14 protein-coding genes are annotated in these 12490 nt (G+C 33.4%); 10 read left to right on the forward strand and 4 right to left on the reverse strand.

What is annotated here, in order from left to right; translation table 11 throughout:
• The first annotated feature begins 142 nt into the window (after positions 1 to 142).
• The 4 genes from MN187_RS04955 (at position 143) to MN187_RS04970 (ending at position 2421) form a co-directional block, all read left to right on the forward strand.
• Positions 143 to 469, forward strand: coding sequence for a hypothetical protein (locus tag MN187_RS04955; protein WP_242094558.1), 327 nt, complete (start codon positions 143 to 145; stop codon positions 467 to 469).
• 15 nt (positions 470 to 484) lie between these two features.
• A complete protein-coding gene (locus MN187_RS04960) occupies positions 485 to 715 on the forward strand; it encodes a hypothetical protein (protein WP_242094560.1) in 231 nt (76 codons plus the stop codon).
• Positions 716 to 843: 128 nt separating this feature from the next.
• Entirely contained in the window at positions 844 to 1968 is a 1125-nt protein-coding gene (locus MN187_RS04965) for a YcjF family protein (RefSeq protein ID WP_242094562.1), read from the forward strand.
• Between the two features lie 57 nt (positions 1969 to 2025).
• Entirely contained in the window at positions 2026 to 2421 is a 396-nt protein-coding gene (locus MN187_RS04970) for a DUF805 domain-containing protein (RefSeq protein ID WP_242094564.1), read from the forward strand.
• A gap of 63 nt (positions 2422 to 2484) precedes the next feature.
• Here MN187_RS04970 and MN187_RS04975 read toward each other — a convergent pair whose 3' ends face one another.
• Entirely contained in the window at positions 2485 to 3708 is a 1224-nt protein-coding gene (locus MN187_RS04975) for a GNAT family N-acetyltransferase (protein ID WP_242094566.1), read from the reverse strand.
• A 121-nt stretch (positions 3709 to 3829) separates the two neighbouring features.
• Here MN187_RS04975 and lepA point away from each other — a divergent pair, with 121 nt between their 5' ends.
• On the forward strand, positions 3830 to 5668 hold the full coding sequence (gene lepA / locus MN187_RS04980; protein ID WP_117972320.1) for a translation elongation factor 4: 1839 nt from the start codon (positions 3830 to 3832) through the stop codon (positions 5666 to 5668).
• A 209-nt stretch (positions 5669 to 5877) separates the two neighbouring features.
• Here the strand turns inward: lepA and MN187_RS04985 are convergent, their stop codons facing one another.
• The 3 genes from MN187_RS04985 to MN187_RS04995 form a co-directional block, all read right to left on the reverse strand.
• Positions 5878 to 6342: a hypothetical protein gene (locus MN187_RS04985; protein ID WP_242094568.1), complete on the reverse strand. Its 465-nt coding sequence runs from the start codon at positions 6340 to 6342 to the stop codon at positions 5878 to 5880.
• A gap of 404 nt (positions 6343 to 6746) precedes the next feature.
• Entirely contained in the window at positions 6747 to 7268 is a 522-nt protein-coding gene (locus MN187_RS04990; RefSeq protein WP_241699005.1) for a hypothetical protein, read from the reverse strand.
• A 141-nt stretch (positions 7269 to 7409) separates the two neighbouring features.
• Positions 7410 to 7604, reverse strand: a complete 195-nt coding sequence (locus MN187_RS04995) for a hypothetical protein (RefSeq protein WP_242094570.1) — start codon at positions 7602 to 7604, stop codon at positions 7410 to 7412.
• Here MN187_RS04995 and MN187_RS10635 point away from each other — a divergent pair.
• The 5 genes from MN187_RS10635 (at position 7540) to MN187_RS05015 (ending at position 12471) form a co-directional block, all read left to right on the forward strand.
• A complete protein-coding gene (locus MN187_RS10635) occupies positions 7540 to 7749 on the forward strand; it encodes an NAD-binding protein (RefSeq protein WP_371821055.1) in 210 nt (69 codons plus the stop codon). The genes MN187_RS04995 and MN187_RS10635 overlap by 65 nt on opposite strands.
• A 168-nt stretch (positions 7750 to 7917) precedes the next feature.
• Positions 7918 to 8337 carry a hypothetical protein gene (locus MN187_RS05000; protein WP_242094572.1) on the forward strand — a complete coding sequence of 140 codons (420 nt, stop codon included), beginning with the start codon at positions 7918 to 7920 and terminating at the stop codon, positions 8335 to 8337.
• A 298-nt stretch (positions 8338 to 8635) separates the two neighbouring features.
• A complete protein-coding gene (locus MN187_RS05005; RefSeq protein ID WP_371821049.1) occupies positions 8636 to 10744 on the forward strand; it encodes a heavy metal translocating P-type ATPase in 2109 nt (702 codons plus the stop codon).
• 164 nt (positions 10745 to 10908) lie between these two features.
• Positions 10909 to 11061, forward strand: a complete 153-nt coding sequence (locus MN187_RS05010; protein WP_157093635.1) for a hypothetical protein — start codon at positions 10909 to 10911, stop codon at positions 11059 to 11061.
• A 423-nt stretch (positions 11062 to 11484) separates the two neighbouring features.
• Positions 11485 to 12471, forward strand: coding sequence for a choloylglycine hydrolase family protein (locus MN187_RS05015; RefSeq protein ID WP_071456854.1), 987 nt, complete (start codon positions 11485 to 11487; stop codon positions 12469 to 12471).
• Positions 12472 to 12490: the final 19 nt, after the last annotated feature.

Consider the following 12490-nt stretch of genomic DNA (forward strand, 5'->3'; position numbering starts at 1 on the left):
TCAAATAGAGGAATTATCTCCGTCTGTTAGTCGATTGAAACAATTAGCAGGAGAAGGTTTCAGTTAAATCCCTCGTTCTGAAACGGAACGTGAAGAATTTGCTAAATTAGCTGCATTAACACAAGACAAACTCCAACGTCTAATGAGACAAGGGGATGATTTTGGTACAGAGGTTGAGAAATTTAATGCAGATAATGAGCCAACTGGTGAAAAATTCATGTTGGATATCAAAAATAGCGAAGAGCTGGGAGTATTACAAGCACGTCTGAATGATGTAGCCGAATTATTACCACCAGAAAAACGTCCAGATATTACAGAAATTTGTGTGGCACTGAAAAAATACTCTACCGAAATCATTGACTATGATAAATTAGTTGAGCTGTTGAATAATTACATTGATAAGACTGACGAAACTAATAAACAAGCCATTGAGGAGTACGTTATGTCAATGGACGAAGACAGTCGTTAAGAAATTCATGATATTGTGGGAGACATTGCATCAGGTGATATCACAGAACATTTTAAAACTGAGACATTGGCGACCATACGAAAAAAATATCGGATAGAAAAACAAGAATTAGAAATCAGACGATGGACAGCCACTCAAGACGTCAATCATAATCGTATCATGGAAGCTTATGAAACCTATATTCCTTGGCATTCATTACTAGATAACCCTAGGTTAGCAGAGATTGTGCATGAAATTGAGGACTAAGAAAACATTGGATTTTTTGGCGCTTTAGAGTTTGAAGAGTCATTAATGGAGTTTTTTGATAGGTTGTCATTTAATCAGGTATAATGTTTTATCATGTTAGTGATTCTTATAAAAGGAGGTAAAAGAACATGGATCAAGCGAATTATAAAAAATATGTTGAAGAAACATTTAATAATGTTAAGAAAGAAAATAAAGAGCTAAAAAAGGTGAATCTTTTGATTGCTGGAAAAAGTGGCGTTGGAAAATCCACATTGATTAATACGGTATTTGGTGAAGATTTAGTAAAAACGGGCGTTGGTAAACCTGTTACAGAGGATATTCATTTGATTGAACAGAAAAATTTTCCTGTTAGAATTTATGATACTGTAGGATTTGAAATTAGTAAGATGGGATTTGATATAAAAAGCGTGGTCAAATCATTCAAACGAAATCCTATCCAACAACTAATAAAAAAAGTTCAAGCAACTGAAACAACAGACGATGATGTCCATGTTGTGTGGTATGTTATTTCTGGATCAGGTGCTAGAATTGAAGAGGCTGAAATATCATTTATCAAGTGGTTAGTTGATCAAAAGTTACCTGTTATTATTGTATTGACAAAATGCTTTGACCTAAAAGAAGCCACTCTTTTAAAAAATGAAATAGAAAAATTAATCGACTCTTCTTTTGATATTATATTAGTGCTAGCAAAGCAAACGGAATATCAAGATATCTTTGGGGTTGAAGAATTAATCGATGCTACTGTTAAACTGTTACCTGAAGGATTACAAGCGTCATTTATCCATTCACAAGAAGCTTCTATCAAAGTCAAACATAATGAAGCTGTTAAAGTTGTGACCGCTACTATGGCTGCTAATTTTGGAACGGGATTTGCTCCCATACCTGGGGCAGATGCTCCGATAATGATGACATCACAAACAGCGATGATGACCAAAATCACCTCAATTTATGGTATTGAAGTTGATAAGCAAAAAATAGAAACAGCTTTAACTAGTATGTTAGGGGTCTATGCTGCAATGATATCAGGAAAATCATTAGCTGGTAATATTGCTAAACTAGTACCAGGTGTTGGAACACTTAGTGGAGGCCTTATATCTGGTGGTGTCGGAATGGTTATTACTGGTGCATTGGGGTATGCCTATATAGAATTAATGGAACTCGTTATTAAAGGACAAGTTGATTTAAGTACTATGACACCTGATGCTTTAACAGACTTATTATTAAAGCTGTTACCAAATTATTTACCAAAATAATATAATGTTTGACTAATTGTTAAGTTGTTTTACAATGAAAAAATAGGAGGTGATTATATGATAAACGCTTATAGAGAATATTGGAATAATATGACAGTTATGAATGCTTCATCTACAAGAGCTCAATATTGGTGGCCACAAGTGATCAATTATTTTGTTTTAGCTCTCTACACTAGTCTGACAGGGACCTACAAGTACATTGATTTTATGTCTGACGGTTCAAGAGTCATTAAAGAATGGAATTCAGTAACGATTATTTTTGTTGTGCTAACTATTTTAATTTGGTTAGCTAACTTTACAGTCAGGGCAAGAAGGTTGCATGACAGGGATCATAGTAACTGGTGGATTTTATTTTATCTTTTACCTGTTATTGGTAATTTTATTATCTTCATTACATTAATTTTACCAAGCAAACAGCAAACTAGATGGCCAATAAATCAATCTGATATATAGGAAAAAGGACTTAACAAGACATGAATTCTTGCTAAGTCCTTTTTTATGAAATCAAACACGTTATCAGAAATAATCACTAAAGTATGCTTCTTGATCAGGAATGATTCTCTCAAGCGTTCTAAGTGTTTCTTTATCCGTTTTTAATCGTTCAATACGATAAAGATATGACGGACGTTTATAACTCATTAGAAGAGCAGTGAGCGTCTGAATATCAACATAAACAGGATTTCCAATAGCTTCATTTGTTACAGTCAAATGATTATCCTCATCCCACATTAAACTAAAGTGGTTATTATTCCACTCAGCAATAGGATCAGTCACAACAAAGTGGAATGGTTTACCCGTAGTGATAAACGGGTATTGTTTGATGAATTGCTCAACATCTACAATGCGTGCCATAAAGTAAGGCTCAATGGATTCTTTTATTTCACTGTCTTCAAATAAAAAGGCAATTGGCTCATTTTTATAGGTAGCACCAACAACACGGTCAATCATTGAAAAATGGGCAGACACAAAATTCCAAAGCCCTTTTCTAGCTTCTTGGTTTAAATAAAACATCTCTTTGATATGAAACACTTCTTCAGCTATCCAGTAAAAACAAACTCCACAAGGCTCGCCATCTGCACTATAATAAATAGCGGCTGTTCGTTCTTCTTCATTTTCCCAACGCCAATATTCTTCCCAGTTTAAATCAGAACGAATCATTGCCCCATGGTTTTGTTCAGCAAATGCGTCATAGACTTTGTAAACATCTTCATGGTCAATATCCTCGCGTTCAACATAACCAGGCACGTCAACTGGTTTTGGAAGTTGTGTGTCTTTTATTTCAAATGATATTTTATCGGACATAATTTCCCAGCCCTTACGACGGTAGTAAGGGATATTATAAGGGTAGAGATAAGAAATCCATTGCTTATTATCACGCATTTTAACTAAACCCAATTTAATCAACTCACTCATTAATCCCATGTTAGTGTATTCTGGGTACGTTCCAACACCAGTTAAACCAGCCATTTCATAGACAGTATCATGGATGTTAATCTCACAAGGATAGATAGCTAATTGAGAAATTAACTCATCATCTTGAGTAAACCAACCATAAACATCTGCTTCACGTAAGACAGGACGTTTGGCACGAATAATTTCAGATTCATCTTCATAGCCACTCTCCTCAATATCAGAGTCAGTAACTTGAAAGACATAACGAAGTAACTCATTAAATTGTTTCAAATATTTTAGTTCGACCTTTTTTAAGGTTAAATTCTCGTGTGCATCTTTTGATTCCATTTATCTTTCTCCTATTATTTGATAATGTTTATTATATCAAACATATATTGAAAATACTTTAAAAACACTCAAAAGATTGGTATAATTGAAAATGCTGATTAATAGAAAGTAGGAGATAACGATGAATTTTGATGAAATGAAAAAAAGACAAGAATCTATTCGGAATTTCTCCATCATAGCACATATTGACCATGGAAAATCAACGCTTGCTGACCGTATTTTACAACAGACCGAAACCGTTTCTGACCGTGAAATGCAAGAGCAGTTACTTGATTCAATGGACTTAGAAAGAGAACGCGGTATTACAATCAAATTAAATGCCGTTGAGTTAACTTATAATGCGAAAGATGGAAAAGAATATATTTTTCACTTAATAGATACACCTGGGCATGTCGATTTTACTTATGAAGTGTCACGCAGCTTAGCCGCTTGTGAAGGGGCTGTACTTGTGGTAGATGCAGCTCAAGGGATTGAAGCTCAAACGTTAGCCAATGTGTATTTAGCCGTTGATAATGATTTAGAAATTTTACCAGTTATTAATAAAATAGATTTACCTGCAGCAGATCCTGAGCGTGTTAGAAAAGAAATCGAAGACGTGATTGGGATTGACGCGAGTGAAGCCGTACTAGCTAGTGCAAAGGCTGGAATTGGGATTGAAGATATCTTAGAACAAATCGTTGAATACGTACCAGCTCCTGACGGTGATTTGAACGCACCACTAAAAGCACTGATTTTTGACTCTGTATACGACTCTTATCGTGGGGTTGTATTAAATATTCGTGTCTTTGATGGGGTCGTAAAACCAGGAGATACGATTCAATTAATGAATAACGGTGTTCAATACGAAGTTAGTGAAGTGGGCATTTTCTCTCCAAAAGCTGTTCCAAGAGATTTCTTGATGGTAGGGGACGTTGGTTACTTAACAGCAAGTATTAAAAATATTCAAGATACACAAGTAGGGGATACCATTACATTAGCGGATAATCCGGCGAGTGAACCTTTAGATGGTTATCGTAAAATGAACCCAATGGTGTATTGTGGATTATACCCTATTGATACATCAAAATACAATGATTTACGTGAAGCACTTGAACGTTTGCAATTAAATGACTCTGCTCTTGATTTTGAGCCAGAAACATCTCAAGCATTAGGGTTTGGATTCCGTTGTGGGTTCTTAGGACTACTACATATGGACGTTATCCAAGAGCGTTTAGAGCGTGAATTTAATTTAGATTTGATTACAACGGCACCGTCTGTAATTTATCATGTCAATTTAACTGATGGGTCACAAGTTGTCGTTGACAACCCGGCAGAATTCCCAGAGCCAGGTGTAATTGATAGCGTGGAAGAGCCTTATGTTAAAGCACAAATCATGGTACCAAATGATTATGTTGGGGCTGTCATGGACATTTCTCAACGTAAACGTGGTGAGTTTGTGACGATGGATTATTTAGATGATTACCGTGTAAATATCGTCTACAATATTCCATTATCTGAGATTGTCTTTGACTTCTTTGACAAATTAAAATCAGGGACAAAAGGCTATGCCTCACTTGATTATGAATTGATTGGTTATCGAACAAGTAACTTAGTTAAAATGGATATTTTACTAAATGCTGAAAAAGTTGATGCCTTGAGCTTTATCGTGCATAAAGACTTTGCGTACGAACGTGGGAAAGCCATCGTTGAAAAACTACGCAAGTTAATTCCAAGACAACAATTTGAGGTGCCTATCCAAGCCGCAATTGGTGCGAAAATTGTCTCTCGTACGGATATCAAAGCCTTACGTAAAAACGTGTTGGCGAAATGTTATGGTGGTGACGTCTCTCGTAAACGTAAATTGCTGGAAAAACAAAAAGAAGGTAAAAAACGGATGAAACAAATCGGATCAGTTGAAGTCCCACAAGAAGCCTTCATGGCCGTTCTTAAAATGGACGATGACGAGCCGAAGAAGAAATAGTAGCTTATTAGATTAGGTATCAACTGTATAGTAATATTTTCCAACAACTTACTGACTATCAATATAAAATGTTAGCAGGTTGTTGGAATTTTTTTGTAGTTTCTAATTTATTAATTGTTTATTTTTTAAATTTTCTTGATTATATGAGAATATGTATAAACATTAGTTAATTAATGGTATAGGGAAAATAAAAAGAACTAGTAAAAACCTTAGTTCTTACTTTTTGATTTTATGTCATTTAAAATAACTCTGGCCAGATTAGGGTATTTTAAAGATTTTGATAACGATTCTGCTTCTTGTAGAATTGCTACCTCCAGATTTTGGTACACTCTTTCAAAGTCAGATTCTATATCATGTAAACTTTTATCAAATTCAAGTGTAATTATTTCAGCACTTAAATAATAATATTCTGGAATGATTTCGCTAGAATCTTTCCCTAGATATTGAATGTTTTCCATAATTAATTTGGTGAATTCTTGTCGAATATGTAGAGGAAGTTTACTATGCTTCTGTTTAGAATAACTTAAATGCATAGTTTTACTCATAAAAGGCACATAAAATGTTTCATATCGTTTTAAGTCAACCTCATCTTTTTTTGTTGCTTTATTAGAAAATAAACCCAGAAAATATGAAAAAAGTATCGTTAAAAACGGAATTATATAACTGGACCACAATTAAATCACATCCTTTTAGAAAAGCATACCAAATTTGTAGTAAAGGATAAATCTAATTTCCACTAACATTAATACAGTAACGAAAAGTCGAAGCCATATATCTTTATAAAAAGACTAATAAGTTTATATTAAATAAAATTAGTATAGAAGATGTTTTTAAAATAACTCTTGAAGAGTAACTTATTGTACTATAAGCGTTACATAATCTGATTTATTTAATTAGTAGTAATAACTTTCCCAATTCTAGACTTGAACAAGCAAAGTACAACCCATCTCTTGAACTCGCTGTTAATATTTCAAGAGTCTTAGATGTTCCAATCGAAACATTATTTGAATTTGACAGATAAAAAGTTTTATCAAAAAACACCTTTCCTTTTGGTCTTATGTCAAAAGGGAAGGTGTTTTTAGTTAACTAAGTGGTACTCTCTGGGTGATGTGCCATCATTATAGTCAATTATCATTTTTTCATTTGTGATGACATGTATCTGAGCAGCTTCACCCCCGATTGTGATATATAAAGTATCACTCATCGCATTATAGGAATCAATTTTCACATCTAATTGTCTTGGCTCACTTAGCCCCGCGGTTGTTGCTGACCAAGAACCATCTTCATGAATCATTAGAAAACTATCTGTTGATGGTACTGCCCATTTACCCTGTAAAGAAATCATTTTGTTTAAGGCAATATCTTTTTGACTCATTGAGTCCTCGGAGTGTTGTGACTCATAGGTAATAGAAGAAACGTTGGTACTAACAGCTGTTTCCTTTATTGATGAAAGGGTACTACTGTTTAATGTTGACGAAAAAGAAGACCTTTCCTTTGTTGTGTCACTTTTTTCTCTATTTTGTGTTCCTAAAAAATACCCACCACCAGCAAAAATAATCACCACTAAAATGACAATCACAATATCTCGTTTATCTTTCATGTTATCCTCCAATATGATATGACTAGTTAGATTATCATTATATCATTAAGTATGATGTCAATGTTTACATTATCTGTTTTTTATTAGATTAACTATTTTATTATGTTAAATAATTATAGGTAAATATTATTGAGAATTGTTTTATTGTTTTATTGTTTTATTTTTTTCTATAATCATCGATTTAAACTCTTTCTTTGTGAAGGGATAGGAATATTTATCTGATAGTTCAGATTTTTTAATACAAGAAGAGTTACCTAAAAAAGCGTTATTTATTGGTGCTGGGATTATCTCTTTTGCTTTTACGACAATTGCTAAAGCATTTGGATGCGACGTCACCGTGTTGCAGCATGATGAATTAGTTTTGAAAAATTTTGATCAGGAATTCGTCAGTGAATTGATTGAAATAAATAAAAAACGTGGTGTGTCTTTTTTCTTTAATGATGAAATTGAACGAATATCATCATACTCTTCAATTAGATAAAACAGGGATTCTAGTAGATTCAAATGCTTATACATCAAAAAATTGCAAGCATTAAAAAATTAAAATAACTTTATTTTTAGGCAATTCCATCATGAGTGATTGCCTATTTTTATTGTTCATTTTATAAAGTTATGATACGTTTAATCAAACTAAAAAAGAGGTGTTAGAATGAAAAAAATAATAAGGGTGATGGTGACGTTGATTACAGGAACCGTCTTGTCTACTAATTTTTTCGAAAAATCATTACATGTCAAACCAGTTGATGGTCAACCTAATTGGTATCTGTGGCTTTATCTAGTAGGAATGGTCTTCATTATGGGAGGACTACTTTTAGGGGCAAAAGAATTAATTAGGTATTTATCACGAAAAACAAGCTTCCCTTTTTATCAGTCTCTCACTTATTTTGTACTTGGAGGCGCTACTTTTGTTGCAACTTACAATGGACTTATGAAAGTGAAGCTACTAAATTTCTTAATTGATCCCTATTTTCTGTTGTTTCTTTTTAGCTTAGCTACTTTAGCATGGGCATTGGTATTATTGATTAGTGAACTATTTTCACTATATAAAGATAGACAAACAAAAAATTAAAGTTTATCCTTTGTCCCATAGGAAGTCATCCTCCAACAAGATAGACTGTTATGAGATACTTAATGACCTTAATGGGGTTGACAGCAATTGTATTGGGTTATTATGGTGACTATGATACGAAGCCATTTAATATAACTGATGCAAAAATCATTTATCATTCATTGTAAAAAATCGTTTCAATTAATTTTTAACTAGTTTAATATAAATTAACATAAAAAATAGTTTAGTCATATCAATCCTTTTTAATTAACATAAAATACCATTTAGTGGTATCCTAGTACCAAAAGGAGGTTTTATCATGTCTAACAATCAAAATAATAATCATAATATGCATGATATGCGACATGATTCTATGAAGCATACTGATCACGATATGTCACATATGTCAATGGATCATTCTAAGATGGATATGAGTGATCATCAAATGGCAGGTATGGATCACTCCATGCATATGGGAAATTTTAAAAAGAAATTTTTTGTTTCTCTTATTTTAGCTATCCCTATTATATTATTATCACCTATGATGGGAATGACACTTCCAATTCAAATTAGCTTTACTGGTTCTGAGTGGATTGTCATGGTTTTATCAACTATCTTATTTTTCTACGGTGGCCAACCATTTTTAAGTGGAGCACGTATGGAATTAAGTCAAAAGCAACCAGCAATGATGACACTCATCGCCATGGGGATATCGGTTTCTTATTTTTATAGTTTATATGGGTTTATCATGAATCTTGTTAATCCAACTACTCATGTCATGAACTTTTTCTGGGAGCTTGCGACGTTAATTGTCGTTATGCTACTCGGTCATTGGATTGAAATGAATGCAGTAAGTAACGCCAGCAACTCATTAAAAAAAATTGCGGCATTATTACCAGATAATGTCACAAGAATCACACAATCAGGAAAAGAAGAACAAGTCTCTTTATCTGATGTTCATATTAATGACCAATTGATTGTACGCAGTGGGGATAAAATTCCAGCAGATGGAACGGTTATTAAGGGGAATACCATGGTCAACGAATTTATGATTACAGGTGAATCACAAGGTATTGTAAAAAACATCGATGACAAAGTAATCGGCGGGACCATTAATGGAAATGGAACAATTGAAATAAAAGTGACTGGCACTGGAAAATCCGGCTATATTTCAAAAGTAATGGACATGGTACAACAAGCTCAAAACGAAAAAATTCCACTAGAATCTTTATCAGATAAGGTAGCTAAATGGTTGTTTTATGTGGCATTAGGTAGTGGAATCATTAGTTTTATCATTTGGCTTATCATTAGTAAAGATGTTGGGATAGCATTTGAGCGTATGGTAACAGTTTTAGTTATTGCCTGCCCACATGCACTTGGTTTAGCCATTCCTTTGGTTATTGCTCGTTCAACTTCTCTTGCTGCTCAAAATGGTTTATTATTAAAAAATAAAAAAGCACTTGAAGCAACTAACCATATTGACTATGTTTTCTTAGATAAAACAGGCACCTTAACTCAAGGGCAGTTTGCTGTAACTGGTTTTAACATGATTTCTGATCAGCTATCTGAAAACGAGGCATTAAAAATTATAGGGGCGCTAGAAAAAAATGCTAACCACCCTATCGCTACAGGTATCATGGATTATATTAATCAAAAACAATTGACGCCTTATGATTCATCAGATACTCAAGCTATTTCTGGTGTTGGAGTTACAGCTGTAGTCAATGGAAAAACAGCAAAAATAGTAAATGAAAAAGGATTAACAGATGTGTCTACTCAATTTAATCCTTCAATAAAAAAAGAGTACCAAGAACAAGGAAATACATTGAGTTTCCTAATATATGATGGTTCACTTATTGCCATGATTGCTCTTGGTGATACCATTAAGCCTGAATCTAAAGAGTTTATTGCTAAATTAAAAGAGCAAGGTATCACACCTGTTATGTTAACTGGTGATAATCAACAAGCAGCTGAAACAGTTGCTAAATATCTTGGACTTGATCATTATTATAGTGAGTTATTGCCAGGTGATAAAGAAAAAATTGTGAAAGAATACGTTAATAAAGGTGATAACGTGATGATGGTAGGCGACGGAGTGAATGATGCTCCTAGTTTGATTAGTGCAACAGTTGGTGTGGCTATTGGTGCTGGAACTGACGTAGCTATTGATTCAGCCGATATTGTTTTAACTAATAGTAATCCTGAAGACGTATTAAAATTACTTAACTTGGCTAAGTACACTCGACGTAAAATGATTCAAAATTTATGGTGGGGAGCAGGTTATAATATTGCGGCTATTCCATTAGCTGCTGGAGTCCTTGCTCCAATAGGCATTTTACTAAACCCAGCTGTCGGTGCTATTTTGATGTCATTGAGTACGGTTATTGTCGCTATCAATGCTTTAACGTTACGGATTGGAAAAGAATAATTAAGAAAAAGATTGGGTATTCAATAACAGAAACCCAATCTTTTTTATTATAGTATCAGAAGTCGCAAGTCATCGACGTCTGACCAATTAAATCTCGCAATTTTAGTAAACCAATTTTTGAAACATCAGCTATTTTAGATAAATTATTAAAACTAGTAACAACTTTGAATAAATCAAATAATCTAATTGTTTTAGATGAACCAATTAATGGACTTCACATGTCAGATGTTGATTTTTTGATAGATTTACTGAAATCACTAGTAAGAGATGGTCACACTGTGATTGTGATTGAACACAACTTACAAGTGATTGGGTAATCGACATTGGACCTAGTGGTGGAAAATTTGGTATCCTTACTGCTACACTTTCTTCATTATTTATCCTTAAAAGAAGAAACTTACAATCTCATACGTTTTATTTTTACAATATTACATATTACTAGCCCTAAAGTTTGTTGAATTTAGCTGATACTGTCACAATGATTTAGCTAGCTTAACCCTAAGAAATCCATATTTTTAAGTCCATATCTGCACCAAATAGCCTGAAGTACCAATGATAAACGTCATTTATTAAATTGTTGTACTTAGTTATGACTCATTCGCTTGCATTACCCATTAAATTTATCGTAATTATCATATAAAAATGACGTTTAATCAATAAAATCATCATATAATTACCATAAATTATTAAATGTTTTAAGTTATTATAAACGAATTGAAATATACTAGGAGGAATACAGAATGTGCACAAGTATAACATTACAATCAGAAGATAAAATAAACTTTTTGGCTCGTACCATGGATTTTGGATTTGAATTAAATGGATTACCGATCGTTATACCAAGAAATTATGCATCAACCTTTCATTTTGAAGGTACTTCAAAAACAACCTATGCTTTTGTTGGGACAGGGCAAAAAATCGGTCGTGATTACATGTTTGCTGATGGGGTGAATGAAAAAGGACTTGCTATTGCAGAGCTTTATTATCTTAATGAAGCATCTTATCAAACCAGTCCAGTTGAAGGGAAAATTAATTTAACTCAAGACGAATTTTTAACATGGGTACTTGGGCATGTTGCAAGCATTGATGAATTAAAAGAAGTCATAAAGCAAGTAGAGATGATTGGAGTAAGCAACCCCTTATTATCTGTTATGTCACCACTACATTTTATCGTGTCAGATAAAACCGGAAAATGCGTTGTGATAGAAACAAATAATGAGACGCTAACCATCAAAGATAATCCAGTTGGAGTCATGACAAATAGTCCAACACTTGAATGGCATTTAACGAATTTAAATAATTACTTATTTATCAAACCAACAAATTATCAACCAAAAAAATTTGAAGACTATACCATTAAACCTTTTGGACAAGGATCAGGAACATATGGTTTACCAGGTGGGTTAACATCACCAGAGCGGTTTGTGCGTGCAACTTATATGAAAACATACGCAGAAAAAGGAAAAAATGAATCTCAAGCTCTAAATAGCATCTTTCACATTTTAAACACTGTGACCATTCCTAAAGGAGTAAACATTGAAGACGATGGTCACTATGATTATACGCAATATCGTGCGGCATTTAACTTAAATAGTGCCACTTATTACTTTAATCCATACTATACACAGGAAGTATTTTCAGTAGAACTAACGGAAGATTTGTGCTCAAAAGATGACGCTACTGTATTTTCAGTATCACAAGATTTTTCTATCACAAAATTAAACTAAAGACGAAAGAGCGTTTAAA

The sequence above is a fragment of the Vagococcus sp. CY52-2 genome, from assembly GCF_022655055.1.
Lineage (GTDB): Bacteria > Bacillota > Bacilli > Lactobacillales > Vagococcaceae > Vagococcus.